Below are 25323 nucleotides of genomic sequence, written 5' to 3' on the forward strand. Positions count from 1 at the left end.
CAGTGCGCCGAGCCGTGGCGCACGGGATGCGCACCGACGAGCGAAGGAGGGAGCCGGAGCGATGGGCGACCACAAAGAACAGCCCCTTCGGGTGGGCGCGGCAGTACGACGCCGGCGCCGGGCACTGGAGCTCACCCTCGCCGTCGTGGCGGAGCGCAGCGGCCTGTCGGTGCCCTTCCTGAGCCAGATCGAGAACGAGCGCGCGCGCCCCAGCCAGACCTCCCTGGAGAAGGTCGCCGACGCCCTGCGCACCACCGCCGTCGAACTCCTCGCGGCCGCCGACCCGGCGTGCAGTGTCGACGTCGTTCGCTCCGAAGGGGTCGAGTCGGTGTACGAGCCGCGGGTGCGGTCCCTGGTGCGCGGTCACCACCAGATGCACGCCTCGGAGTTCACCGGCGACCATGACGCGGGCCGTGAATTCCAGTTCCGCAACGACCAGTTGATGTACGTCGCCGACGGTGCCGTGGAGATCGAGGCCGAGGGCCGCGCCTACCGGCTGGGCCGTGGCGACACGCTCTACCTGACCGGCGGTGTCCGGCACCGCTGGCGGGCGACGGTGGCCGACACCCGGGTGGTCGTCGTCGCCGTCGCCGAGCACATCGAGGCGGTCCGGGACCGGCCACGCCGGTGAGGGTCGTCTCGCTCGTGCCGTCCCTGACGGAGGCCGTGGCCGGGACCGGCACCCTGGTCGGCGTCACCGACTGGTGCACGCATCCGGCCGACCTCGACGTCACGCGCGTCGGCGGCACCAAGAACCCGAAGGTCGACCGGATCCTCGCCCTCGCCCCCGACCTGGTGATCGCCAACGAGGAGGAGAACCGCGCCCCCGACCTGGCCGACCTGCGGGAGGCGGGCGTCGAGGTGCTGGTGACCGAGGTGCGGGACGTGCCCGAGGCCTTCGTGGAGCTCCAGCGAGTGCTTCAGGCGTGCGGAGCCAGGACCCGCCCGCGCTGGCTCGACGAGGCCGAGGAGGCCTGGTCGGCGCTGCGGCCGCCCGAGCGCCGTACGACAGCGGTCGTACCCATCTGGCGCCGGCCGTGGATGGTCCTGGGCCGGGACACCTTCGCGGGCGACGTGCTGGCCCGTCTCGGCGTCGACCACCTCTACGCGGGACACGCGGAACGCTATCCGCGGATCCCCGTCGAGGAACTGCGGGCCGCCGCGCCGGACGTCGTCGTCCTCCCCGACGAGCCCTACCGCTTCACACCCGAGGACGGCCCCGAGGCCTTCCCCGGGCTGCCCTGCGCGCTGGTCAGCGGGCGGCACCTGACGTGGTACGGACCCTCGCTGGCCGAGGCGCCGCGGGTCCTTGGCGAGGCGCTGCGAGCAGCGAGCCGCTGAGCAGACCGCGCGCGGTGTGCACGGCGGCCGTGGTCCAGGCGGCGACGAGGACGACGTACAGGCCGACCGCGAGCCCGTCGAAGGCGAGGAGCCCCGTGTGCCGGGCCAGGGCCTCCGCGCCCGTGACGCAGGTGCCCACCGGGAAGGTGAACGCCCACCAGGTCATCGCGAAGCCCATGCCCTGCCGCCGTGCGCGCAGGACATGCGCGGTCGCGAGCCCGAACCACAGCAGTGCGAAGCCCAGGACGGGAACGCCGTACAGGACCGCGAAGACACCGAAGCCCTCGCTGTAGGAAGCCGGTACGACCCCGGGCGCCACGTCCGCGAAGTTGCCGACGGCGGTCGTGGACTGGCCGAGCGGGCCGAGCACCAGGAACAGGGTCGGGGTGAGGGCGAGGGGCAGGGGCCCGCCGGTGATCAGCCGCGCGAAGACCATCGGGAGCATGGCGAAAGTGGCGAGCAGACTCAGCCCGAACAGGGCGAAGCAGGCGAGAAGCAGGGTTTCCCGCGGCTGTCCGGGCGGCAGATGCGGCACGAGCAGCGGCCCGAGCGCCGCGGACACCATGGGCGCGACGACCGGCAACAGCCACACAGGGGTGGCCTGTCCGGGCTCCACACGATGGCGTACGGCCATCAGGTACGGCACGGCCACAGCGGCCGCCAGCCCCACGACCGTCCCGGCGGTGAACAGCACGGCGTCGAGGGCCACCGCCGCCTCGATGCCGATCCAGTCCCGGCCGACGGTGAGGGTGGCGCCGCCGACGGCGAGCAGGGCCATGGCGAGGCAGCCGTAGAAGGGAGCCACCGCCGGGTCGAGGAGGTGGGCGCGGGCCTGGTCGCGGTGGTGCCTCCAGTGCAGGGCGCGGGCGCAGAGCAGGGCGAGGAGCAGTGTCAGGGAGAGGGCCCAGACCGTGGTGCAGGCCGTGCGCAGGCCGGGGACCTGCCCGGGAAGGCCCGCTCCGGCGGTGGCGACGATGGCGGTGCCCATGACGGAGGCGTACCAGTTCGGTCCGAGGTGACGGACGGCGAGGGCGCGCGGCGGGTGTGCGGTGGCACGGGGCAAAGGCCGAGCTGCGGTGACCATGTGTCCACGGTCTCGCCGGAGGAGGGACGCGACCAGGGAGTATGGGTCTATGAGGACATAAGCTGTCTTTATGAGCGGCGATGCGGAACAGGACAACTCCCGGTTCGGGACGGGCGGCTCGCTCTCGCACCGGGTGCCGGATCTCGGAGCACTGGAACTGCTGCTGGCGGTGGCGCGGCTCGGCAGTCTGGGCGGCGCGGCGCGCGAGCTGGGCATCACCCAGCCGGCCGCCAGCAGCCGGGTCCGCTCGATGGAACGCCAGCTGGGCGTGGCGCTGGTGGACCGTTCGCCGCGCGGCTCCCGGCTCACCGACGCCGGGGCGCTGGTCACCGACTGGGCGCGGCGGATCGTGGAGGCGTCGGAGGCCTTCGACGCGGGGGCGCAGGCGCTGCGGGACCGGCGGGACTCGCGGCTGCGCGTGGCGGCGAGCATGACGATCGCCGAGTACCTGCTGCCGGGCTGGCTGCTCGCGCTGCGCGCCCAGCGGCCGGACACCGCGGTGTCGCTGCTCGCGGGCAACTCGGCGGCGGTCGCGGAGCGGCTGCTGTCTGACGAGGCCGATCTGGGGTTCGTGGAGGGGCTCAGCGTCCCGACCGGCCTGGACTCGGTGGTCATCGCCCACGACCGCCTGATCGTGGTGACGGCGCCGGGGCATCCGTGGGCACGGCGTCGCCGACCTCTGGAGGGCTCCGAACTGGCCGCGACACCACTGATCCTGCGCGAGAAGGGCTCGGGCACGCGTCAGGTCCTCGACACGGCCCTGGGCGGCCTGGCGCGGCCGCTGATCGAGCTGTCGTCCACTACGGCGGTGAAGGCGGCGGTGGTCAGCGGGGCGGGGCCGGCGGTGCTCAGCGAGCTGGCCGTGCGGGAGGAGTTGGCGATGCGGAGGTTGGTGAGCGTGCCGGTGGAGGGGGTTTCACTGGCCCGGGACCTTCGAGCGGTATGGCCTACGGGGCACCGACCGGTCGGACCGGCCAGGGACCTGTTGTCGCTGACGCGCGGATAGGCGACCGTTGTCGGGGGCTCGGCGCCCAGTTCCCGGGTCTGTGCCGGCCCGTTGCCTGACTCGGTGGGTCGAGAGGTGCTGTCTAGGAGGGCGCTGCCTTCATCTCGGCGCCCAGTTCCCGGGTCTGTGCCGGCCCGTTGCCTGACTCGGTGGGTCGAGAGGTGCTGTCTAGGAGGGCGCTGCCTTCATCTCGGCGCCCAGTTCCCGGGTCTGTGCCGGCCCGTTGCCTGACTCGGTGGGTCGAGAGGTGCTGTCTAGGAGGGCGCTGCCTTCATCTCGGCGCCCAGTTCCCGGGTCTGTGCCGGCCCGTTGCCTGACTCGGTGGGTCGAGAGGTGCTGTCTAGGAGGGCGCTGCCTTCATCTCGGCGCCCAGTTCCCGGGTCTGTGCCGGCCCGTTGCCTGACTCGGTGGGTCGAGAGGTGCTGTCTAGGAGGGCGCTGCCTTCATCTCGGCGCCCAGTTCCCGGGTCTGTGCCGGCCCGTTGCCTGACTCGGTGGGTCGAGAGGTGCTGTCTAGGAGGGCGCTGCCTTCATCTCGGCCCCCAGTTCCCGGGTCTGTGCCCGCCCGCCGCCCGACTCGGTCGGTGGAGAGGTGCGGTCTACGAGGACGCCGCCGCGACCAGCGCCCGCATCACCCGCACGTCCTCGCCCATCTCCGGATGCCACTGCACGCCCACCACCCAGTGCGGGCCGGGCAGCTCGACCGCCTCCACCGTCCCGTCCGTCGCGTGCGCCGAGGCGATCAGGCCCGTGCCGAGGCGGTCCACCGCCTGGTGGTGGAAGGTGGGCACCGAGGTCTCCTCCGGGACGGCATCGGCGTACGACGTGCCCGGCACGGGCTTCACGGGGTGCCGGCCGAAGACCCCGGGCACCTCCGCGTGCCCGTCGATGTGCTGGACGAGGGTGCCGCCCAGGGCGACGTTCAGCAATTGCATGCCCCGGCAGATGCCCAGCAGCGGGATCCGTGCGGCCAGGGCCGCCTCGATCAGGGCGAGCTCCCAGGCGTCCCGGGCGCGGGCGGGCGGTCCGGTGCGGGGGTCGGGCCGCGCGCCGTAGCGGACAGGCTCGACGTCCGGGCCGCCCGCGATCACCAGACCGTCGAGGCGGGCCACGGTCGCGGCGGCGTGCTCCGGCGCGTCCGGCGGGAGCATGGCGGCCAGCCCGCCCGCGCGCTGCACGAGCCGCGGGTACCCGGCGGGCAGCAGCGCGGCCTCCAGCTCCCACACACCCCAGCGCGCCCCGGCCTCCAGGTACGTACTGACACCGATCAGCGGCCTGCCCGCCATGCGACCTCCCGCAATGGAATACCTCTATACCTTTGCCGAGCGCCACCCCGGACGGCAAGGCCTCCTCACGCCAGGAACCCCCGCAGCAGGGCCGCCGTCCCCGCACAGTGCTCCCGCATCATCTCCCGCGCCCCGTCCGCGTCCCCGTCGAGCACCGCCTCGACCAGCGCGGTGTGCTGGCGCTGCGAGTGCTCGAGGTTGCGCACCAGGAGGGGGATGCAGTCGAGGAGGTCGCTCACCGAGGCCCGTACCGCCGCGTACTGCGCGGTCAGCGTCGGCGAGCCGCACAGCTCGGCGAGGGTGAGGTGGAGCAGGGTGTCCAGGCGGCGGTACTCGGACAGCGGGGCGTCCTGCGTGGCGGCCAGGGCGTCCCGCAGCCGCCCCGCCTGCTCCGCCGAGAGGCCGTGCGTCGCGCACAGCCCCGCCGCCCCCACCTCAAGAACCTCCCGGAAGCGAAGGACGTCCTCGATGTCGACCTCGGCGATCCGCCGCCGCAGCTCGTCCTCGCCGCCCGCGTCCGTGCGCGGCAGCACGAACGTTCCGCCGTACCGCCCGCGCCGCGACTCCACCAGCCCCTGGTCCTGGAGCACCTTCAGCACCTCGCGCAGCGTCACCCGGCTGATGCCGAGCCGCTCCGCCAGTTCCCGCTCCGCGGGCAGCCGCTCCCCGCCCGGCACCAGACCGAGTCGTACGACCTGGAGGATCTGCTCCAGGGCCTCCTCGAAGCCGTTGCCCGCCCGCACCGGCCGCAGCACCGGCGTCAGCCGGTCGTCCGGACCGCCGTCAGCCTCCAGCGACATGTGGCCGTGCCCCCTTCCCAAGCAATGGTTCTCCGCAATACCTTATGGCTTCCGGCTGACCGAAGAAGCCGAAGGAGGCTTTCCAGTGGCAGACCGCACACCCCCGCTGAGCGTCGAGGAGCTGCACACCCTCGTCGCCGGCGGTGAGATCGACACTGTCGTCCTGGCCTTTCCCGACATGCAAGGGCGGCTCCAGGGCAAGCGGTTCGCCGCCCGTTTCTTCCTCGACGAGGTCCTCCACCACGGCACCGAGGGCTGCAACTACCTCCTCGCCGTCGACACCGAGATGAACACCGTCGACGGCTACGCGATGTCCTCCTGGGACCGCGGCTACGGCGACTTCGCGATGCACCCCGACCTCAGCACGCTGCGCCGCGTCCCCTGGAACGCCGGTACGGCGATGCTGATCGCCGACCTCGCCTGGACCGACGGCTCGCCCGTCGTCGCAGCCCCCCGCCAGATCCTGCGCCGCCAGCTGGAACGCCTCGCCGAGCACGGCTTCACCGCGAACGTCGGCACCGAGCTGGAGTTCATCGTCTTCAAGGACAGCTACGAGCAGGCCTGGGACGCGAACTACCGGGGGCTGACCCCGGCCAACCAGTACAACATCGACTACTCGGTGCTCGGCACCGGCCGCATCGAACCCCTGCTGCGCCGCATCCGCAACGAGATGGCCGCCGCCGGCCTCACCGTCGAGTCCGCCAAGGGCGAGTGCAACCCCGGCCAGCACGAGATCGCCTTCCGCTACGACGACGCCCTGGTCACCTGCGACCAGCACGCCGTCTACAAGACCGGCACCAAGGAGATCGCCGCCCAGGAGGGCGTCTCGATCACCTTCATGGCCAAGTACAACGAGCGCGAGGGCAACTCCTGCCACATCCACCTCTCCCTCGCGGACGCGGCCGGAAACAACGCCATGGCCGGTTCCCCGCAGGACGAGGGCGGCATGTCCGACGTCATGCGCCACTTCCTCGCCGGGCAGCTGGCCGCCCTGAGGGACTTCTCCCTCCTCTACGCCCCCAACATCAACTCCTACAAGCGGTTCCAGCCGGGCTCCTTCGCGCCGACCGCCGTCGCCTGGGGCTACGACAACCGCACCTGCTCGCTGCGCGTGGTCGGCCACGGCCGCTCGATGCGCTTCGAGAACCGGCTGCCCGGGGGCGACGTCAACCCGTACCTCGCGGTGGCCGGGCTGGTCGCGGCCGGCCTGCACGGCATCGAGCAGAAGCTGGAGCTTCCCGAGGCATGCTCGGGCAACGCCTACACGGCCGGCTTCGAGCACGTGCCGACCACCCTGCGCGAGGCCGCCGAGCTCTGGGAGAACAGCCCGATCGCCCGGGCCGCCTTCGGAGACGAGGTCGTCGCGCACTACCGCAACATGGCGCGCGTCGAACTGGACGCCTTCGACGCCGCGGTGACCGACTGGGAGCTGCGCCGCTCCTTCGAACGCTTGTGAGGCCCCTGTTGTCTGCCGAGTACACCCTGGACCTGGACGTACTGAACCCCGCGACCGAGGAGGTCGTCGCCACCGTCCCGGCCGCCACCGCCGCCGACGTGGACACGGCCGTCGTACGCGCCACCAAGGCACAGGTCCGCTGGGCCGCCCTCGCGCCCGGCGACCGGGCCCGGCTGCTGCGCCGGTTCGCCGTCACCGTCGACGAACACCTCGAGGAGCTGGCCCGGCTGGAGGTCCGGGAGGCGGGTCACACCATCGGCAACGCCCGTTGGGAGGCGGGCAACGTACGCGATCTGCTCGACTACGCGGCCGGGGGAGTGGAACGGCTGACCGGACGCCAGATCCCGGTCCCCGGCGGCCTCGACGTCACGATCCTCGAACCGCTGGGAGTCGTCGGCGTCATCGCCCCCTGGAACTTCCCGATGCCGATCGCGGCCTGGGGCACCGCCCCGGCGCTCGCCGCGGGCAACGCGGTGATCCTCAAGCCCGCCGAGACGACCCCGCTGACCGCTCTGCGGCTGGCCGAACTCGCCCTGGAAGCGGGCCTGCCCGAGGGGCTCTTCCAGGTGCTGCCCGGCCACGGTCCCGTCGCGGGCAACGCGCTCGTCGAGCACCCCGGCGTGGCGAAGATCGTCTTCACCGGATCGACGGCCGTGGGCAAACAGGTGCTGGCCAAGGGCTCCGCGCTGCTCAAGCGCGTCACCCTCGAACTCGGCGGCAAGAGCCCCAACATCGTCTTCGCCGACGCCGACCTCGAAGCCGCCGCCGCGGCGGCTCCCATGGCCTTCCTCGACAACTCCGGCCAGGACTGCTGCGCCCGCACCCGCATCCTGGTCCAGCGCTCCGCCTACGACCGCTTCCTCGACCTGCTGGCCCCGGGGATCGAGTCGGTCCGCGTCGGCGACCCGGCCGACGAGCAGACCCAGATGGGGCCACTGATCTCCAAGGTCCAGCTGGAACGGGTGCGTTCCTACGTGAGCGACGATCTGACCGGCATCCGCGGCAAGGCCCCCGAAGGCCCCGGATTCTGGTTCCCGCCCACCCTCCTCACCGGCGTCGACCCGCACGCGCGCGTGGCCGTCGAGGAGGTCTTCGGCCCGGTCGCCGTCGTCCTGCCCTTCGAGGACGAGGCGGAGGCCGTGGCCCTGGCCAACGCCACCGACTACGGCCTCGCCGGCTCCATCTGGAGCCGGGACGTCGGCCGCGCCCTGCGCGTCTCCCAGGCGGTCCGCGCGGGCAACCTGTCCGTCAACTCGCACTCCAGCGTCCGCTACTGGACGCCCTTCGGCGGCTTCAAGCAGTCCGGCATCGGCCGCGAACTCGGCCCGGACGCCCTGACCGCCTTCACCGAAACCAAGAACGTCTTCATCAGTACGGAGGGCCCCGCACAGTGACCGCATCGACTGACGACATTGTCTGCCGCCGCCTCGTCGGCCGTACCGCCGTCATCACCGGAGCCGGCAGCGGCATCGGCCTCGCCACCGCCCGCCGGCTCGCTTCCGAGGGCGCCCACGTCGTTTGCGGCGACGTCGACGAGGCCCGCGGCAAGGCGGCCGCCGACGAGATCGGCGGGATCTTCGTGAAGGTCGACGTCACCGACCCCGAGCAGGTCGAGGCGCTGTTCAAGACGGCGTACGACACCTACGGCAGCGTCGACATCGCCTTCAACAACGCGGGCATCTCCCCGCCCGACGACGACTCCATCCTGGAGACCGGCCTGGAGGCCTGGAAGCGCGTCCAGGAGGTCAACCTGACCTCCGTCTACCTGTGCTGCAAGGCCGCGATCCCGTACATGCGGCGCCAGGGCAAGGGCTCCATCATCAACACGGCGTCCTTCGTGGCCCGGATGGGCGCGGCGACCTCGCAGATCTCGTACACGGCGTCCAAGGGTGGTGTCCTGGCCATGTCCCGGGAACTGGGCGTGCAGTTCGCGCGGGAGGGCATCCGCGTCAACGCCCTCTGCCCCGGACCGGTCAACACCCCCCTGCTCCAGGAGCTGTTCGCCAAGGACCCGGAGCGGGCCGCCCGCCGTCTCGTCCACATCCCACTCGGCCGGTTCGCCGAGGCCGACGAGATCGCCGCCGCCGTCGCCTTCCTGGCCAGCGACGACTCCTCCTTCGTGAACGCCACCGACTTCCTGGTGGACGGCGGAATCTCGGGGGCGTACGTCACGCCGCTCTAGCCCGCGCCCTACAGTGCCGGGATGAGCATGACGCCCCCGCCCGGCTGGTACCCCGACCCCCAGGCTCCCCACCTGGAGCGCTGGTGGGACGGGGCGGTATGGACCGAACACCTGCGCGCACCCGAGGTGCCCGGACCGCCGCAGCCCGCCGGCGGGGTGTCCGGGCGGGCCAAGGCGGTCGCCCTCACGAGCGCCGCCGTCGTCCTGGTCGCCGCGATCGTCACCGGGGTGGCCGTACTCGGCGAGGACGACGACGGCGGCGGCCCGGCGACGGGCGCCCTGCCGACGTCCGTCCCGTCCACCGACCTCCCCACGCCCACGCCGACGCGGACCACCTCCGAACCGCCCGCCGACCCGGACGCCGTGCCGGACATCGTGGTGGACGAACTCAACGGCATCACCCTGCCGTTGCCCGACGGCTGGACCCCGCCGAAGAACGTGCCCGAGGACGACGTCGTCATGACCACGGACGACGGGACGTACGAGTGCCCGGCCGGCGTCGGCCTGTGCCGGCACGGCCTCGTCCTCACCCGCACGGTCACCGAGAACGACGAGAAGTCCCCCGAGACCCTCGCCGAGCAGGACATCCCGGACGCGGCCGACGCGGCATACGACCGTGACACCCTCGACCGGCGCGTCTACGGCGGCATCGAATCGCACCGGACCGTCAAGTCCGGACCGGTCGCGGTGGCCGGACGCGCCGGGTACTTCGTGCGCTGGCGGGTCAAGACGGCCGACGGGCCCGGCGGTTACGTGCAGTCCCTGGCCTTCCCGTCCAGCGTCGGCAGCGAGTCCCCGGTGATCGTGCGGTTCGTCTTCGACGCCGGCCCGGACGGCCCGCCGCTCGCCGACATGGACCGGATCACCAAGGGGATCCGGTCGATCGGCGACGCGGACACGGGCGGCGGCGTGGGCAGCAGCATCGGTCCGACCGGCTGACCTACAGGAACGTCCGGCCCTCGCCCCGATACGTCGGGACGGTCGCCGTCACCGCCTCCCCCTCGATCAGGTGCAGCATGTCGAACCGTTCGCACAGCTCACCGGCCTTGGCGTGCCGGAACCACACCTTGTCGCCGAGCAGGAGGTCGTCGGCCGGGGAGCCGAGCAGGGGCGTCTGGACCTCGCCGGGCCCCTCCTGCGGGTCGTACTTCAGCCCCTCCGGCAGGTACGGCACCGGCAGCCGGTCGGGGCCGGCCGCGCCGGAGGCGGGATAGCCGCCGCCGAGGACGGTCACGATCCCGACGCCCGGCCGCCGGACGACGGGCTGGGCGAACAGTGCCGCCGGACGACCGCTGAAGGACGTGTAGTTGTCGAACAGCCGCGGTACGTACAGCCCCGACCCGGCGCCGATCTCGGTGACCGCGTCCTCCGCGGCGGTGTGCTGCACACTGCCCGTCCCGCCGCCGTTGACGAACTCCAGGTCCGGCACGACGGCCCGGACCGCGCGCACCACGTCGCCGCGCCGCTCGACGAGTTCCTTGCGGGCGGTGGCCTGCATCAGCCGCACGGCACGCGACCGCAGCGGCCGCCCGGCGACCGCGTCACCGACACCGGCGATGTGCCCCTCGTACGCCATGATCCCGACGACCTTGAACCCCGGCCGCCGGACCACGGCCCGGGCCATGTCGGCGACCTGGGCGGGGGAGTGCAGCGGGGAGCGCAGGGCGCCGACCCGAACCCGGCCCCCGAGCAGCTTCAGCGAGGTGTCCAACTCCAGGCAGACCCGCACCACTTCGCGCCCGCCGTCGCGCGCCTCGTCGATGAACCCGAGCTGCGCCGGGTCGTCGACCATCACCGTCACGGCGGCGGCGAGCTTGGGATCGGCGGCCAGTTCGGCGAAGCCGGCGCGGTCGGCGGAGGGATAGGCGAGCAGGATGTCGTCGAATCCGCTCCGCGCCAGCCACAGGGACTCGGCGAGCGTGAACGACATGATTCCCGCGAACCCGTCCTTCGCGAGCACCCGCTCCAGCAGGGCCCGGCAGCGTACGGACTTGCTGGCGACCCGGACCGGCTTGCCCCCGGCGCGGCGGACGAGATCGTCCGCGTTCGCGTCGAAGGCATCGAGGTCCACGATCGCGAGGGGGGCGTCGAAATGGGCGGTGGCCCGGTCGTAACGGGCCCGGTCGGCGGCGCGCGCAGTCATGAACGCAGCCTGCCAGACTGGATTACCGCAGGGTAGGGGGACGTTCCGGGCAGATGCCCCGGGCTCGTGGACTGGTTCCCGTTCGCCCAGGAACAACCCGTAGAGTGACGCGCACGCACGGAGGACGTCCCGCCCCCGGTCGCAGGCCCGCGCCGGGATGCCGGAACCCCCGTGCGGGTATGCGTGTCCGGACGGCAAAGGCCGCTCCGGGCGGGCCACGAGGACAACGGCCCGCGTACGAGGAGACGGCCCGGGCACGAGGAAACGGGGGGTGGCCCGCATGAGCACGGAAGCACGCCGCCCCGCCGTCCCCCCACGCCCCACCGAACCGCCTACGGCGGGCGATGGCGAGGGCGACGATCCGGGCCGACAGGAGCTCGCCGACGTGAGCGGAGACCGAACCGACGGCTTGCTCCGGCAGGGGACCGGTGACACGGACCGGGAACACCCGGACACGACGGGCCGATCGGAGGCCGGGGACCGGGGCGTGAGCTGGGCCGGGGACGATGGTCGGGTTGGGTTGGACGGGTTGGGTCGGTCGGGGTTCGAGGGATCGGGTCGGTCTGGTTTCGATGGCTCGGGTCGGTCGGAGTTCGACGCGTCGGGCCGGTCGGGGGACGATGGCTCGGGTCGGTCCGGGTTCGATGGGGCGGGTTGGTCGGCGTTCGACAGGCCGAGCCGGTCGGAGTTCGACGGATCGGGACGATCCGGTGCCGGTGAAGCGGGTCGACCGGCATCCGGTGAGGCGGGCCAAGGGCCGTCCGAGAGGCCGGGACGAGAGCGGTTCGGAGAAGCGGGTACCTCCGGGTCCCAGGACATCCGGTCCCGCTTCCCGAACCTGCGCACCCCGTCTCCCCGTGGCGCCGCCCCCGCGAGCCCGCCGCCGCCCAAAGCCTCCGCCCGTTTCCCGGACATCCCACCGACGGCGTCCACGTCGGGTTCCGTGCCGTCCCGACCTGGTGCCGAGCCCCCCGCGTCGGGCTCGGTACCGCCGCCGCGCCCGAACGCCGCGACACCTGCGCCGGGTCCCGTGCCGCCCCGTCCCAGCCACCGCCCCCCGATACCGCCGCGCCGTACCGGCCCACCCGCCGAGACCGCGGCGGAGACGACCTCCCGGCTGCGTCCGATCTCCGCGGAGCTGCCCCCCGAGGTGAACACCCGCCGGGGTGCGAACCCCGCCGAGCCCGTACGCCGCCCCGGCTTCCCCCCGCGGCCCGCCCACGAGCCGCCGGCCCCGGGCCGCACCGACCCGCCCCGCACTTCCCCGGCATCCACCGGCCAGGAAAGCGACGCGCGCACGCCTTCGCCGACCTCCGGTCCCGGAAGCGACCGGCGCACGTCTTTGCCGGCCTCCGGTCCCGGAAGCGACCGGCGCACGTCTTTGCCGACCTCCGGTCCCGGAAGCGACCGGCGCACGCCTTCGTCGACCTCCGGTCCCGGAAGCGACCGGCGCACGTCTTTGCCGACCTCCGGTCCCGGAAGCGACCGGCGCACGTCTTCGTCCGCCCCCGGCCCCGGAAACGGCCCGCGTACCCTTTCGGCATCGAACGGTCCCGCGAACTCCTCCCGCATCCCTTCGGCGCCCACGGTTCCGCCGAGCGCGTTTATCCCGCTGCCCCCCACCGCGCCCGCGAGCGCCTCCCGCATCCCCGCGCCGCCCACCGGTCCCGCGAGCGCGTCCCGCATCCCGCCGCCACCCACCGCTCCGCCAAGCACCCCAAGTGCCCCGCGCATCCCTTCGGCGCCCACCAGCCCGCCCCCGGACACCACCACCCTGAACCCGGACCCGTCCTTCTCCTGGAGCGCCCCCATGGCGCCGGGCGGAGCGCCCGGTTCGGAGCGGCCCGTGATTTCGTTCGGGGAGCCGGAGGGGTACGACGACAGGGCGCGGCCCCGGTCGCTCAGGGGGCGCTCGCGGATCGCCGTCGTGGCCGCCTGTGTCGTGCTGGGGCTGGGGCTCATCGGTGGTGCCGTGACCGGGAGTTGGCTCAGCGGGGAGTCGGGGGAGGCCGGGTCCGACGACACCTTCGCCACGGCCCGCGATCTCTGGCACAGCATCCCGGTCGATCAGCTGTTCCCGCCCACGGTCGAGGGCCAGGGCGCCGGCCCGGGCGGCGCCGACCGGACGTGGACACGTATCGCCGTCGCGCCCGACAGCGGCTGCCAGAACGCCTTCGACCCGCTGCTGCGCAAGGCGCTCTCGACCGTCGGCTGTGCCCGTCTCCTGCGCGCCACCTACACCGACGCCACCCAGAGCTACGTCACCACCGTCGGCCTCCTCTTCACCAAGGCCGACGCCGCCGCCATGAGTGCCCTCGGCAAGCGGTTCAAGGACGAGGGCCTCGACAGCCGCACCGACCTCATGCCCCGGCCGTACGCCGCCAAGGACACCGTCGCCGCAGGCTTCGGCACGGAGCAGCGCGCTTCCTGGACCGTCTCCGTCCTCACCGACGCCCCCGTCGTCGTCTACGCGGTCTCGGGCTGGGCGGACGGCCGTACCGTCGACACCCCGCAGCCCGCCGCCGAGGCCATGAAGTCCGGCGCGACCACCGCGCCCGCCCAGGCCGGCCTCGGCAACGAGGCGCAGGGCCTCGCCGACCGCGTCGAACGCGGGCTGCGCAAGACCGTCAGCTCGCCCTCGGAGAAGCCTTCATGAGCCGCACGAGCCGCACGAGCATCAGGACCCGCAGGGCCGGCCTCCTCAGCGTCCTGCTCGCCGCCTCGGTCGCCCTCGTCCCGCCCACCGCCGCGCACGCCGACGGCATACGCGCCAAGCAATGGGCCCTGGACGCCATGCACACCCAGGAGGCCTGGCGCACCACCAAGGGCGCGGGCGTCACCGTCGCCGTCCTGGACACCGGCGTCGAGGCCGACCACCCCGACCTCGACGGCAACGTCCTCACCGGCAAGGACATGATCGGCTTCGGCGCGAAGGACGGCGACCGCGCCTGGGCCCGCCACGGCACCGCGATGGCCGGCATCATCGCGGGTCACGGACACGGCGTGGGCAACGGCGACGGCGTCCTGGGTATCGCCCCCGAGGCCAAGATCCTCCCCGTCCGCGTGATCCTCGAGGACGGCGACCCGGCCCGCACCAAGGCCCGCAACACCCGCGGCAACGCCCTCGCCGAAGGCATCCGCTGGGCCGCCGACCACGGCGCCGACGTCATCAACCTCTCCCTCGGCGACGACTCCGCCTCCGCCCACCCCGAACCCGCCGAGGACGAGGCCGTCCAGTACGCCTTGAAGAAGGGCTCCGTCGTCGTCGCCTCGGCCGGCAACGGCGGCGAGAAGGGCGACCACATCTCCTACCCGGCCGCCTACCCGGGTGTGATCGCCGCGACCGCCGTCGACCGCTTCGGCACCCGCGCCTCCTTCTCCACCCGCCGCTGGTACGCCACGGTCAGCGCCCCCGGCGTCGACGTCGTCATCGCCGACCCCGACCACAAGTACTACGAGGGCTGGGGGACGAGCGCCGCCTCCGCCTTCGTCTCCGGCGCGGTCGCGCTCATCAGGGCCGCCCACCCGGACCTGACCCCCGCCCAGGTCAAGAAGCTCCTGGAGGACACGGCCCGCAACGCCCCGACCGACGGCCGCGACGACTCCCGCGGCTTCGGCTTCATCGACCCCGCGGCCGCCCTGTCCGAGGCCGACCGTCTCAAGCCGGAGGGCCTCCAGGCCGCCGCCTACGGCGACAGGTACTTCGGCTCCGGCCCCGACGCCGCCAAGTCCGACAACGACACCGCCGACTGGGCCGCCCCCCTCGCGGGCGGCCTCGGCGGAGTACTCCTCATCGCGGCGGTGGTCGTGTGGCGCGGCCGCCGTGAGCGGTACGAGGACTTCTAGGATCCACGCACGGCGTACGGCCTTCTGAACGCCTTCTGCGCGCTACGGGGAGACAGTCGCCGAAGCCGATGCGCCGTCCCCCGCGAACACCGACACCGCCGCCCTCGCCACCGCCTCCGCCAGCGAAATCCCCTTCGCCTGCGTCGAGTTGCCCTTCGACAGCACCGCGACCAGATAGTCGTGGCCGGCCACCGTCACCCGCCCGATGCTGTTGATGTCCCACAGCCCGGTCCTGCTGCGCGGCAGCCAGCCGTTCTTCAGGGCCCACCCGGAACCGTCCGCCGCGGCCGACACCCCCCAGTGCTGGTCGACGGCTATCTGCCCCATCAGGCCCTGCAGATACGTCCGCGAGGCCTCGCTCAGCTCCGAATCGTCCCCGAACACCTGCTGGAGCAGGGTGAGTTGGTCGGCGGCGGTGGTCTGGGTCAGCCCCCACAGCATGTCGTCGCCGCCCTCGGTGTCCGTGAGCCCGAGCCGCTCGTTCGCGGCGTCGAGACCGTCCGCCTTCCCGATGATCCGCCACAGGGCCGACGCGGAGGCGTTGTCGCTGTTCTCGATCATCGAGGTGGCGTACGACTTCTCCCGCGCGGTGAGATGCCGGTCCGCGTCCTGCGCCTGAAGCAGCAGCGTCGCCAGGATGTCGACCTTGACGATGCTCGCCGTGTCGAAGGCGCCGTCGCCGTACGAGGCGCTCTCGCCGGAGTCCGGGTCGAGCACGGCCGCGGACACGACTGCGCTGTCCTCCACGCTCACCGACTTCATGGCGTCGGCCAGCACGTCGTCGTGGTCGACGGTCGGTTTCGCCACAGGTTCCACGGATGTCTCCCCGTTCGCCGCAGCCGACGCCGCGGCCAGGCCCGACGGCGAGGAAGACGACGAGACCGATGGCGAGGCCGATGACGAGGCCGACGGCGTCGCCGACGATACGGCGCTCGTACCGGAGTGCGCCTGAGCCTTCACGTACACGGTCCCGGCCGCCGTACCGCCGAGGACGGCGATGGAGGCGAGCGCGGTGTACATCAGGGTCCGACGCCGCAACGGCCGGGAGGGGCGGCTGAGGTCGGCTCTGGAAGACTCCATGCCCGCGATGCTCGCGGCCCCGACTGTGCGGGCCGTTAGACGAACGTTAGATGTGTGTCAGGGATATCTGAGAAACCCGTGAAAGTTGTCACGGTCAGGTTTCCGGGCCCGCACAAGCCCAGCAGTATCCCCCCTATAGGGTCGGTGACCGTGGCGAACAAGAACATTCCCGACCCCGGCTTCTCCGACGACGACGGCTCGGCCGACCCCCGGCTGAGTGCGGCGCTCGCCGTCTGGGCCGAGGACCGCACCGCCGCGGGCCCCGTCCTGGAGGCCCTCAAGGGCGCCCGGCTCCTCGTCCCGGTGGTGGCCGTCCTCGGCGAGGCCGAGGAGGACGAGAACGGGCTGCGCCGCGAGAAGACCAGCGACATGGCCGTACCCACCCTGAAGGCCGGCACCCGCACCGCCCTGCCCGCCTTCACCTCCACCGAGTCGCTGGCCCGCTGGGACCCGGCGGCCCGCCCCGTCGCCGTACCGCTGCACCAGGCGCTCCAGGCCGCCGCGCACGAGAAGGCGGACACGGTCCTGCTGGACCTGGCCGGCCCGGTGCCGTTCGAGCTGACGGGGGCCGCGCTGCTGGCGCTGGCGGAGGGCCGTACGACCACGGATCCGCTCGCCGACCCGGCCGTCGTCGAGGCCGTACGGGCCGCCGTGGCCGCCGAGCCCGCCGTACTGCGCGCCCACCTCGGGCCGGGACAGGCCGACGGCACCCTCGCCCTCGTGCTGGACGCGTCCACACCGCCCGCCGATGCCGCCCGGGCTCTCGCGCAGCGGCTCGCCGCCGACGAAACGCTGAGGGCCCGCCTGGTGCGCGGCCTCGACCTGGCACTGCTGCCGGCCGGGGCGACGCCGCCGGGCGAGCCCTTGTACGTACGTCCCTGAGTCAGCCGTAGATCGGGCCGGTGTACTTCTCGCCGGGGCCCTGGCCCGGCTCGTCCCGGACGAGCGACGCCTCGCGGAACGCCAGCTGCAGGGACTTGAGTCCGTCGCGCAGCGGGGACGCGTGGAAGGAGCTGATCTCGGTCGCGCTCGCGTCCAGCAGGCCGGCGAGGGCGTGCACCAGCTTGCGGGCCTCGTCCAGGTCCTTGTACTTGTCGCCCTCCTCCGTCAGCCCGAGCTTCACGGCGGCGGCGCTCATCAGGTTGACGGCGACCGTCACGATCACCTCGACGGCGGGGACCTCGGCGATGTCGCGGGTCATGTCGTCGAAGTCGGGGCCCGCGGCGGACTCGGCGGACTCGGCAGGGGTGTCACTCATGCCCCAACGATAGGCCCCGGTGTACGGCGGTTCGCACCACCCCCGGGTTGCTGCTAACCTTGTGTGACGACCGGCCGGATACACGTGTGTAAGTGTGACTGGCCCACAAGTGGAGGCTCCGATCTCCCACCTGACCGTCCCCCGGGACGGCGGGTCACCCCGGTCAGGCGGCCACCATCGTTCCGTACGGACGATGGAGTCGCCCGAATGTGCGCCCCGCGGCATCACCGCGGCGGTGCTCCGGTAGTGCTTGGAGCCCCGCCTGTGATCGTCCGGGGCATTTTTTGTGCTTCGGCGCGGTTAGGTCTGTCTACCAGAGACAAACGCGGCCGTCCGCCAGATGGCCGTGTGGTGCTAACCGAGGAGGATCCATCAGCGCCGAGCCCCGCATCAACGACCGGATTCGCGTTCCAGAGGTGCGACTTGTCGGTCCCAGTGGCGAGCAGGTGGGCATTGTCCCCCTGGCCAAGGCACTGGAGCTTGCGCAGGAGTACGACCTGGACCTGGTCGAGGTGGCGGCGACCGCCCGTCCGCCTGTGTGCAAGCTCATGGACTACGGGAAGTTCAAGTACGAGTCGGCCATGAAGGCCCGTGAGGCGCGCAAGAACCAGGCGCACACGGTCATCAAGGAGATGAAGCTCCGGCCGAAGATCGACCCGCACGACTATGACACCAAGAAGGGTCACGTCGTTCGGTTCCTCAAGCAGGGCGACAAGGTCAAGATCACGATCATGTTCCGTGGTCGCGAGCAGTCCCGGCCGGAACTCGGCTACCGACTGCTGCAGCGTCTCGCGGAGGACGTGGCCGACCTCGGGTTCGTGGAGTCGAACCCGAAGCAGGACGGCCGAAACATGATCATGGTCCTCGGTCCGCACAAGAAGAAGACCGAGGCGATGGCCGAGGCCCGCCAGGCCCAGGAAGCCCGCAAGGCAGAAGCGAAGGCCAACCCCGGCAAGTCGCAGAACGCCGCGGAGTCCGAGGATGCCGAGGGTGCCGAGGAAGAAGTCGAGGCTCAGGCCGAGGCTCCCGCCGAGGCGTGATCCCGGGGGACGCGAGTCCCCAAGGACGTAACCGATACAAGAGCGACGCTCCACAGTGCCCGGTTTTCGTGACCGGGCACCGGAGCGCCACCGACGAGGAGAGAACGGCGCTATGCCGAAGAACAAGTCGCACAGCGGTGCCAGCAAGCGCTTCAAGATCACCGGCTCCGGCAAGGTGCTCCGCGAGCGCGCCGGCAAGCGCCACCTGCTCGAGCACAAGTCGTCCCGCGTTACGCGTCGCCTCACCGGCAACGCCGAGATGGCCCCGGGCGACGCCAAGAAGATCAAGAAGCTTCTCGGCAAGTGACGCGGCGGCGCGGTTGATCCTCCGATCACCCAGCGCCGTACGTCTGGACCGGGACCCAATCGATTTCGGGCCGTGTGAAGACCACCACGGCCCCGCTACAAGGAGTTAACAAGTGGCACGCGTCAAGCGGGCAGTCAACGCCCACAAGAAGCGCCGGGCGATCCTCGAGGCGGCCTCCGGCTACCGCGGTCAGCGTTCGCGCCTGTACCGCAAGGCCAAGGAGCAGGTCACCCACTCGCTGGTCTACAACTACAACGACCGCAAGAAGCGCAAGGGTGACTTCCGCCAGCTGTGGATCCAGCGCATCAACGCCGCTGCCCGCGCCAACGGCATCACGTACAACCGCTTCATCCAGGGCCTGAAGGCGGCGAACGTCGAGGTCGACCGCAAGATCCTGGCCGAGCTGGCCGTGAACGACGCGGGCGCCTTCGCGGCCCTCGTCGAGGTGGCCCAGAAGGCGCTGCCGAGCGACGTCAACGCGCCGAAGGCTGCGTGACGCCAGCGCTGGCTTTGGCCGACGTGACTTTCGGACCCGTAGGCTTTGAGGCCTGCGGGTCCGTTGCGTTCCCTGGTGTACCGGTGGGTTCGGCACCGCCGAATTCCGCCGTCGTGGTCGATCGCCGTTGCGGCGGAAAGTAGTTGCTGAAGGTGAGTCCCGTGCCCGCCAGCCCCGAGCTGATCTCCCCGCGTTCCCCCCGTGTCCTCGCCGCCCGGCGGCTTGCCAAGCGGAACTTCCGGGGGAAGGAGCGGCTGTTTCTCGCGGAGGGGCCGCAGGCTGTGCGGGAGGCGGCGGCGTACGCGGACACGCTGGTCGAGCTCTTCGCCACGCCCGACGCGGCGGAGCGGTACGCCGACATCATCGGTGAGGCCCGTGACACCGGGGCCCGGGTGCACCTCGCCGACGAGCAGGTCATCGCCGACATCTCCACCACCGTCACGCCGCAGGGCCTCGTCGGGATCTGCCGGTTCCTCGACACGCCATTCGAGGACATCCTCGACGCCCGGCCCAAGCTGGTCGCCGTGCTCGCGCACGTGCGCGACCCCGGGAACGCCGGCACCGTCCTGCGGTGCGCCGACGCCGCCGGTGCCGAGGCCGTCGTCCTGACCGACGCCTCCGTCGATCTGTACAACCCCAAGGCCGTACGGGCCTCCGTGGGCTCCCTCTTCCACCTCCCCGTCGCCGTCGGCGTGCCCGTCGAGCGGGCCGTGGCCGGTCTGAAGGACGCCGGGGTGCGCATCCTCGCCGCCGACGGCGCCGGGACGGACGACCTCGACGACGAGCTCGACAAGGGGACCATGGGAGGGCCGACCGCCTGGGTGTTCGGGAACGAGGCCTGGGGGCTCCCCGAGGAGACCCGCGCCCTCGCGGACGCCGTGGTGCGCGTCCCGATCCACGGGAAGGCCGAGAGCCTGAACCTGGCCACCGCCGCCGCCGTATGTCTCTATGCGTCAGCCCGTGCACAGCGCGCCTCCGGAGGGTGCCGCTCCGTCACCGAGAGCTAGTAGGGTGACCAGCTCGGGAGCCCCTCAGACGCCTGAGAGGTGGGGTACGGGGATGAGCGTCGGCACGAGCAGCGCACCGGAAGCACGGGACGTACGGCGCCCGCCCGCGTCCCGGCCCGGTGATCTCGCCGAGCTCGGCATCGATCCCGACCAGCTGCCTGACGGACTGGTCGTCGCGGACGAGCACGGGCACGTGATCTGTTTCAACGCCGCCGCGGCCAGGATCACCGACCTGCCCGCCGAGGAAGCCCTCGGCCGGCGGCTGGAGAAGGCCCTGCCGTTAGAGGACCTGGAGGGCCGGCGCTGGTGGCAGCTGACCGATCCGTACGGCGGGCTCGCCATCAGGGTGGGGCAGCCCGAGTGCAATCTGCTGCTGCCCGGGGGGCGTGAGGTGCTGGTCTCCGCGAAGTACGTGCGCACCCGTCCCACCGGACCCGTCCGCCGGGTCGTCGTCTCCCTCCGCGACACCGAGGCCCGCCGCCGCACCGAACGCAGCCACGCCGAACTGATCGCCACCGTCGCGCACGAACTGCGCTCGCCGCTCACCTCGGTCAAGGGGTTCACGGCCACCCTGCTCGCCAAGTGGGAACGCTTCACCGACGACCAGAAGCGGCTGATGCTGGAGACCGTCGACGCCGACGCCGACCGGGTCACCCGGCTCATCGCCGAGCTGCTCGACATCTCCCGGATCGACTCCGGGCGACTGGAACTCAGGCGCCAGCCCGTCGACATCGGCGCGGCCGTCGGACGGCACATCCAGGCGTACGTCGCCGCGGGCCTGGCCGCCGACCGGTTCCTGCTGCGCCTCGAACAGCCGCTGCCCGACCTGTGGGCCGACCCCGACAAGATCGACCAGGTGCTCAGCAACCTGCTGGAAAATGCGGTGCGGCACGGCGAGGGAACCGTCACGATTGACATCACGGCCACGGCGTCTCCCCGTGAGGGGGAAGGCCACGAAAACGCTGCTACGTCGGTCACGGTGAGCGACGAGGGGTCCGGCATCCCGGAGGAGTCCATGAACCGCGTCTTCACCCGCTTCTGGCGGGGCAGCAAGCGCGGTGGCACGGGCCTCGGGCTCTACATCGTCAAGGGCATCGTCGAGGCCCACGGCGGCACCATCACGGTCGGCCGCGCCCCCGGCGGCGGCGCCGAGTTCCGATTTACGTTGCCCGTGAGCGCTCCGGCCTACCTGACCTGAGCAGCCCGCGGGCGCATTCGTACATCCCCACCCCGTTAGACTCGGCCTTTGGCACCTTTGTGTCCCGAAGCCGGCGACGATTCGTCCATGGATCGGTGACGGGGACCTCCAGCCAGCCAATCGGAAGCACGGGAAGAGATGTCGGCACCGAACAAGTCGTACGACCCTGTCGAGGTCGAGGCGTTGAAACCGGAAGAGATCGAGCGCATGCGGGACGAGGCGCTCGCCGCCTTCACCGCCGCCGATTCCCTCGACGCGCTCCAGGAGGCCAAGGTCGCCCACACCGGCGGAACCTCACCGCTGGCGCTCGCCAACCGCGAGATCGGCGCCCTGCCCCCGCACGCCAAGGCCGAGGCCGGCAAGCGCGTGGGCCAGGCCCGCGGCGCGGTGAACAAGGCCCTCGCCGCCCGCCAGGTGGAGCTGGAGGCCGAGCGCGACCAGCGGGTGCTGGTCGAGGAGGCGGTGGACGTCACGCTGCCGTACGACCGCGTACCGGCCGGCGCCCGCCACCCGCTCACCACGCTCTCCGAGCGCATCGAGGACGTCTTCGTGGCCATGGGCTACGAGGTCGCCGAGGGCCCGCAGGTCGAGGCCGAGTGGTTCAACTTCGACGCGCTCAACATCGGCCCGGACCACCCGGCCCGCGGCGAGGCCGACACGTTCTTCGTGCAGGGCCAGGGCGGCGGCACCGAGTCCGGCGTCGTGCTGCGCACCCACACCTCGCCCGTGCAGATCCGCTCCCTGCTGGAGCGCGAGCTGCCGGTGTACGTGATCTGCCCCGGTCGCGTGTACCGCACCGACGAGCTGGACGCCACGCACACGCCCGTCTTCCACCAGGTCGAGCTCCTCGCCATCGACGAGGGCCTGACCATGGCCGACCTCAAGGGCACCCTGGACCACATGGTCCAGTCGCTGTTCGGCGAGGGCATGAAGACGCGGCTGCGGCCCAACTTCTTCCCGTTCACCGAGCCGTCCGCCGAGATGGACATGGTGTGCTACGTGTGCCGCGGCGAGTCCGTCGGCAACCCCGACCGGCCCTGCCGCACCTGCTCCAGCGAGGGCTGGATCGAGCTCGGCGGCTGCGGCATGGTCAACCCCAAGGTGCTGACCGCCTGCGGCGTGGACCCCGAGAAGTACAGCGGCTTCGCCTTCGGGTTCGGCATCGAGCGGATGCTGATGTTCCGCCACAACGTCGAGGACATGCGAGACATGGTCGAGGGTGACGTCCGGTTCACCCGGCCGTTCGGGATGGAGATCTGATGCGGGTCCCGCTTTCTTGGCTGCGGGAGTACGTCGACCTGCCGGCGACTCAGACCGGTCGTGACGTCCAGGCCAAGCTCATTTCGGCCGGTCTCGAGGTCGAGACCGTCGAGCACCTCGGCGCCGACCTCAAGGGCCCCCTCGTCGTCGGCCAGGTGCTGACCATCGAGGAGCTGACGGAGTTCAAGAAGCCGATCCGCTTCTGCACGGTCGACGTCGGCCAGGCCAACGGCACCGGCGAGCCCCAGGAGATCGTCTGCGGCGCCCGCAACTTCGCCGTCGGCGACAAGGTCGTCGTGGTGCTGCCCGGCGCCACACTGCCGGGCGGCTTCTCGATCTCCGCCCGCAAGACGTACGGCAAGACGTCCCACGGCATGATCTGCTCCAGCGGCGAGCTGGGCATGGGCGACGACGGCAGCCACGGCATCATCGTGCTGCCGCCGGAGACCGAGGTCGGCAAGGACGCCATCGAGCTGCTCGAACTGGTCGACGAGGTCCTGGACATCGCCGTCACCGCCAACCGCGGCGACTGCCTGTCCATCCGCGGCGTCGCCCGCGAGACCGCCATCGCGTACGGCCTGCCGCTGCGCGACCCGGCCCTGCTCGACGTGCCCGCACCGAACGCCTTCGGCTACCCGGTCCAGGTCTCCGAGCCCGTCGGCTGCGACCGCTTCACGGCCCGCACCGTCACCGGGCTGAGTCCCGAGGCCCGCTCCCCGATCTGGCTCCAGCGTCGGCTGCAGAAGGTCGGCATGCGCCCGATCTCGCTCGCCGTCGACGTCACCAACTACGTGATGATGGAGCTCGGCCAGCCGCTGCACGCCTACGACCGCTCCCTCGTCCAGGGCACCGTCGGCGTCCGCCGGGCCGAGGAGGGCGAGAAGATCGTCACCCTCGACGGCGTCACCCGCACCCTGCACGCCGAGGACCTGGTGATCACCGACGAGCGCGGTCCGATCGGCCTCGCCGGTGTCATGGGCGGCGCCAACACGGAGATCGCCGACCACACCGAGGCCGAAGGCACGACCGACATCGTGATCGAGGCCGCGCACTTCAACGCGGTCTCCATCGCCCGTACGGCCCGCCGCCACAAGCTGTCCTCCGAGGCGTCCAAGCGCTTCGAGCGCGGCGTCGACCCGCAGGCCGCCTCCGCGGCCGCCCAGCGCACCGTCGACCTGCTGGTGCTGCTCGCGGGCGGCACCGCCGAGGCCGGCGTCACCGAGGTCATCTCGCCGTCCGCGCCGCACACCATCGCCGTCGCGGCCGACCACCCGGACAAGGTCGCGGGTGTCGTGTACGGCCGCGAGACCGTCGTACGCCGCCTCCAGGAGGTCGGCTGCGACGTGTACGGGCAGGACGAGCTGATCGTCACCGTGCCGTCCTGGCGGCCCGACCTCGCCGAGGTCAACGACCTGGCCGAAGAGGTCATCCGGCTGGAGGGCTACGAGAACCTGCCCTCCACGCTGCCCAAGCCGCCGTCCGGCCGCGGTCTGACCCACCGGCAGCGGCTGCACCGCCGCGTCGGCCGGGTGCTGGCCGGTGCCGGGTACGTCGAGGCGCCCAACTACCCGTTCGTCAGCGAGCAGGTCTTCGACCAGCTCGGCCTCGCGGCCGACGACCCGGCCCGCCGGGTCGTCAAGCTGGTCAACCCCCTCAACGACGAGGAGCCGGCCCTTCGTACGTCGCTGCTGCCCGGCCTGCTCGGTGCCTTGCGGCGCAACGACGGCCGGGGTTCGCACGACACGGCCCTGTTCGAGACCGGTCTGGTCTTCCTCCCGCGCGAGGAGCAGCGGGTGGCCGTCTCGCCGCCCGTCGACCGGCGTCCGACCGACGAGGAGATCGCGGAGCTGAACGCCGCGCTGCCCGACCAGCCGCGGCACGTCGCCGCCGTCCTGGCGGGCTCCCGCGAGCAGGCCGGCTGGTGGGGCAAGGGCCGGCCGGCCGACTGGGCCGACGCGATCGAGGCGGCGCGCACGGTGGCGCGGGAGGCCGGTGCCGAACTGGTCGTCCGCAGCGGGCAGTACGGCCCCTGGCACCCCGGCCGGTGCGCCGAGCTGGCGGTCGTCTCCGACGGTGCCGAGCGGGTTGTCGGTCACGCGGGTGAGCTGCACCCCCGGGTGCTGAAGGCGCTGGGCCTGCCCGCGCGCACCTGCGCGATGGAGCTGGACCTGGACGCGGTGGAGCGGGTGGGCGACGCGATTCCGCAGGCGCCGAGCATCTCGACGTTCCCCGTCGCCACGCAGGATGTCGCGCTGGTGGTCGACAAGTTCGTACCGCACGCCGATGTGGAGGCCTCGCTGCGTGACGGTGCGGGCGAACTGCTGGAGGCGATCCGGCTGTTCGACGTGTACGAGAACGCCGAGCAGCTCGGTGAGGGCAAGAAGTCGCTGGCCTATGCGTTGCGGTTCCGGGCGGCCGACCGGACGCTGACCGTGGATGAGGCGTCGGCGGCCCGGGATGCGGCGGTGGCGCTGGCGGGTGAGCGTACGGGAGCGGTTCTGCGGAGTTAGCCGCGTCGCGCAGTTCCCCGCCCC

The 25323-nt window shown here is 72.1% G+C and carries 22 protein-coding genes and 1 pseudogene; 17 read left to right on the forward strand and 6 right to left on the reverse strand.

Going from position 1 to position 25323, the window contains the following annotated elements; all coding sequences use genetic code 11:
• The first annotated feature begins 61 nt into the window (after positions 1 to 61).
• Both OG252_RS40125 and OG252_RS40130 read left to right on the forward strand, forming a co-directional pair.
• Positions 62 to 631, forward strand: coding sequence for a helix-turn-helix domain-containing protein (locus tag OG252_RS40125; protein WP_266442655.1), 570 nt, complete (start codon positions 62 to 64; stop codon positions 629 to 631).
• Positions 628 to 1341, forward strand: coding sequence for a helical backbone metal receptor (locus OG252_RS40130; RefSeq protein ID WP_329342353.1), 714 nt, complete (start codon positions 628 to 630; stop codon positions 1339 to 1341). The genes OG252_RS40125 and OG252_RS40130 overlap by 4 nt, the downstream gene beginning before the upstream one ends.
• On the opposite strand, the gene OG252_RS40135 is transcribed toward OG252_RS40130, so the two are convergent.
• Positions 1253 to 2425 carry a TDT family transporter gene (locus OG252_RS40135; RefSeq protein WP_329342355.1) on the reverse strand — a complete coding sequence of 391 codons (1173 nt, stop codon included), beginning with the start codon at positions 2423 to 2425 and terminating at the stop codon, positions 1253 to 1255. The genes OG252_RS40130 and OG252_RS40135 overlap by 89 nt on opposite strands.
• A 70-nt stretch (positions 2426 to 2495) precedes the next feature.
• On the opposite strand from OG252_RS40135, the gene OG252_RS40140 reads away from it, so the two are divergent.
• Positions 2496 to 3431, forward strand: coding sequence for a LysR family transcriptional regulator (locus OG252_RS40140; RefSeq protein WP_266442664.1), 936 nt, complete (start codon positions 2496 to 2498; stop codon positions 3429 to 3431).
• A gap of 598 nt (positions 3432 to 4029) precedes the next feature.
• On the opposite strand, the gene OG252_RS40145 is transcribed toward OG252_RS40140, so the two are convergent.
• Together OG252_RS40145 and OG252_RS40150 are read right to left on the reverse strand one after the other, a co-directional pair.
• Positions 4030 to 4716 (reverse strand): gamma-glutamyl-gamma-aminobutyrate hydrolase family protein, encoded by a 687-nt coding sequence (locus OG252_RS40145; RefSeq protein ID WP_329342358.1) that lies wholly within the window; start codon positions 4714 to 4716, stop codon positions 4030 to 4032.
• A gap of 65 nt (positions 4717 to 4781) precedes the next feature.
• Positions 4782 to 5516, reverse strand: coding sequence for a FadR/GntR family transcriptional regulator (locus OG252_RS40150; RefSeq protein ID WP_266442671.1), 735 nt, complete (start codon positions 5514 to 5516; stop codon positions 4782 to 4784).
• A gap of 85 nt (positions 5517 to 5601) precedes the next feature.
• On the opposite strand from OG252_RS40150, the gene OG252_RS40155 reads away from it, so the two are divergent.
• The 4 genes from OG252_RS40155 to OG252_RS40170 are packed head-to-tail and all read left to right on the forward strand — an operon-like array spanning position 5602 to position 10093.
• Positions 5602 to 6972, forward strand: coding sequence for a glutamine synthetase family protein (locus OG252_RS40155; RefSeq protein WP_266442674.1), 1371 nt, complete (start codon positions 5602 to 5604; stop codon positions 6970 to 6972).
• An 8-nt stretch (positions 6973 to 6980) separates the two neighbouring features.
• Positions 6981 to 8366 (forward strand): aldehyde dehydrogenase family protein, encoded by a 1386-nt coding sequence (locus OG252_RS40160; RefSeq protein ID WP_266442676.1) that lies wholly within the window; start codon positions 6981 to 6983, stop codon positions 8364 to 8366.
• On the forward strand, positions 8363 to 9154 hold the full coding sequence (locus tag OG252_RS40165; RefSeq protein WP_329342362.1) for a 3-oxoacyl-ACP reductase: 792 nt from the start codon (positions 8363 to 8365) through the stop codon (positions 9152 to 9154). The genes OG252_RS40160 and OG252_RS40165 overlap by 4 nt, the downstream gene beginning before the upstream one ends.
• A gap of 27 nt (positions 9155 to 9181) precedes the next feature.
• Positions 9182 to 10093, forward strand: a complete 912-nt coding sequence (locus OG252_RS40170; RefSeq protein WP_329345317.1) for a DUF2510 domain-containing protein — start codon at positions 9182 to 9184, stop codon at positions 10091 to 10093.
• Position 10094: 1 nt separating this feature from the next.
• Here OG252_RS40170 and OG252_RS40175 read toward each other — a convergent pair whose 3' ends face one another.
• On the reverse strand, positions 10095 to 11297 hold the full coding sequence (locus OG252_RS40175; protein ID WP_329342363.1) for an amino acid deaminase/aldolase: 1203 nt from the start codon (positions 11295 to 11297) through the stop codon (positions 10095 to 10097).
• Positions 11298 to 13143: 1846 nt separating this feature from the next.
• On the opposite strand from OG252_RS40175, the gene OG252_RS40180 reads away from it, so the two are divergent.
• Complete coding sequence (locus OG252_RS40180; protein WP_266442683.1) at positions 13144 to 13953, forward strand: hypothetical protein; 810 nt, start codon at positions 13144 to 13146, stop codon at positions 13951 to 13953.
• Entirely contained in the window at positions 13950 to 15143 is a 1194-nt protein-coding gene (gene mycP / locus OG252_RS40185; protein ID WP_329342366.1) for a type VII secretion-associated serine protease mycosin, read from the forward strand. Before OG252_RS40180 ends, mycP begins: the two co-directional genes overlap by 4 nt.
• Positions 15144 to 15185: 42 nt before the next feature.
• Here mycP and OG252_RS40190 read toward each other — a convergent pair whose 3' ends face one another.
• A complete protein-coding gene (locus tag OG252_RS40190) occupies positions 15186 to 16223 on the reverse strand; it encodes a serine hydrolase (RefSeq protein ID WP_329342368.1) in 1038 nt (345 codons plus the stop codon).
• Between the two features lie 150 nt (positions 16224 to 16373).
• On the opposite strand from OG252_RS40190, the gene OG252_RS40195 reads away from it, so the two are divergent.
• Positions 16374 to 17105 carry an SseB family protein gene (locus OG252_RS40195; RefSeq protein WP_329342370.1) on the forward strand — a complete coding sequence of 244 codons (732 nt, stop codon included), beginning with the start codon at positions 16374 to 16376 and terminating at the stop codon, positions 17103 to 17105.
• Between the two features lies 1 nt (position 17106).
• Here OG252_RS40195 and OG252_RS40200 read toward each other — a convergent pair whose 3' ends face one another.
• Positions 17107 to 17481, reverse strand: coding sequence for a DUF1844 domain-containing protein (locus tag OG252_RS40200; RefSeq protein ID WP_266442690.1), 375 nt, complete (start codon positions 17479 to 17481; stop codon positions 17107 to 17109).
• Positions 17482 to 17827: 346 nt separating this feature from the next.
• Here OG252_RS40200 and infC point away from each other — a divergent pair.
• From infC to pheT, 7 genes and pseudogenes are all read left to right on the forward strand, one after another.
• Positions 17828 to 18521 (forward strand): annotated as a pseudogene (gene infC, locus OG252_RS40205) (translation initiation factor IF-3).
• Positions 18522 to 18633: 112 nt separating this feature from the next.
• Positions 18634 to 18828, forward strand: a complete 195-nt coding sequence (rpmI, locus tag OG252_RS40210; protein WP_019065473.1) for a 50S ribosomal protein L35 — start codon at positions 18634 to 18636, stop codon at positions 18826 to 18828.
• 112 nt (positions 18829 to 18940) lie between these two features.
• Positions 18941 to 19324, forward strand: a complete 384-nt coding sequence (gene rplT / locus OG252_RS40215; RefSeq protein ID WP_007495403.1) for a 50S ribosomal protein L20 — start codon at positions 18941 to 18943, stop codon at positions 19322 to 19324.
• Between the two features lie 161 nt (positions 19325 to 19485).
• On the forward strand, positions 19486 to 20331 hold the full coding sequence (locus tag OG252_RS40220; RefSeq protein WP_329342373.1) for a TrmH family RNA methyltransferase: 846 nt from the start codon (positions 19486 to 19488) through the stop codon (positions 20329 to 20331).
• Positions 20332 to 20383: 52 nt separating this feature from the next.
• Positions 20384 to 21529: a sensor histidine kinase gene (locus tag OG252_RS40225; protein ID WP_266442699.1), complete on the forward strand. Its 1146-nt coding sequence runs from the start codon at positions 20384 to 20386 to the stop codon at positions 21527 to 21529.
• 138 nt (positions 21530 to 21667) lie between these two features.
• Positions 21668 to 22789, forward strand: a complete 1122-nt coding sequence (gene pheS, locus OG252_RS40230; protein WP_266442701.1) for a phenylalanine--tRNA ligase subunit alpha — start codon at positions 21668 to 21670, stop codon at positions 22787 to 22789.
• The gene (gene pheT, locus OG252_RS40235) at positions 22789 to 25299 is read left to right on the forward strand and encodes a phenylalanine--tRNA ligase subunit beta (RefSeq protein ID WP_329342376.1); all 2511 of its coding nucleotides are present in this window, start codon (positions 22789 to 22791) and stop codon (positions 25297 to 25299) included. The genes pheS and pheT overlap by 1 nt, the downstream gene beginning before the upstream one ends.
• Positions 25300 to 25323 lie beyond the last annotated feature (24 nt).

This window comes from Streptomyces sp. NBC_01352 (assembly GCF_036237295.1).
Taxonomy (GTDB): domain Bacteria; phylum Actinomycetota; class Actinomycetes; order Streptomycetales; family Streptomycetaceae; genus Streptomyces; species Streptomyces plumbiresistens.

Coding starts and splice junctions, on each gene's coding strand:
- OG252_RS40175 (WP_329342363.1), bottom strand. CDS start 11,297: ATGACTGCGCGCGCCGCCGACCGGGCCCGTTACGACCGGGCCACCGCC.
- pheT (WP_329342376.1), top strand. CDS start 22,789: ATGCGGGTCCCGCTTTCTTGGCTGCGGGAGTACGTCGACCTGCCGGCG.
- OG252_RS40125 (WP_266442655.1), top strand. CDS start 62: ATGGGCGACCACAAAGAACAGCCCCTTCGGGTGGGCGCGGCAGTACGA.
- OG252_RS40170 (WP_329345317.1), top strand. CDS start 9,182: ATGACGCCCCCGCCCGGCTGGTACCCCGACCCCCAGGCTCCCCACCTG.
- OG252_RS40135 (WP_329342355.1), bottom strand. CDS start 2,425: ATGGTCACCGCAGCTCGGCCTTTGCCCCGTGCCACCGCACACCCGCCG.
- OG252_RS40225 (WP_266442699.1), top strand. CDS start 20,384: ATGAGCGTCGGCACGAGCAGCGCACCGGAAGCACGGGACGTACGGCGC.
- mycP (WP_329342366.1), top strand. CDS start 13,950: ATGAGCCGCACGAGCCGCACGAGCATCAGGACCCGCAGGGCCGGCCTC.
- OG252_RS40145 (WP_329342358.1), bottom strand. CDS start 4,716: ATGGCGGGCAGGCCGCTGATCGGTGTCAGTACGTACCTGGAGGCCGGG.
- pheS (WP_266442701.1), top strand. CDS start 21,668: ATGTCGGCACCGAACAAGTCGTACGACCCTGTCGAGGTCGAGGCGTTG.
- OG252_RS40150 (WP_266442671.1), bottom strand. CDS start 5,516: ATGTCGCTGGAGGCTGACGGCGGTCCGGACGACCGGCTGACGCCGGTG.
- OG252_RS40190 (WP_329342368.1), bottom strand. CDS start 16,223: ATGGAGTCTTCCAGAGCCGACCTCAGCCGCCCCTCCCGGCCGTTGCGG.
- OG252_RS40140 (WP_266442664.1), top strand. CDS start 2,496: ATGAGCGGCGATGCGGAACAGGACAACTCCCGGTTCGGGACGGGCGGC.
- rpmI (WP_019065473.1), top strand. CDS start 18,634: ATGCCGAAGAACAAGTCGCACAGCGGTGCCAGCAAGCGCTTCAAGATC.
- OG252_RS40200 (WP_266442690.1), bottom strand. CDS start 17,481: ATGAGTGACACCCCTGCCGAGTCCGCCGAGTCCGCCGCGGGCCCCGAC.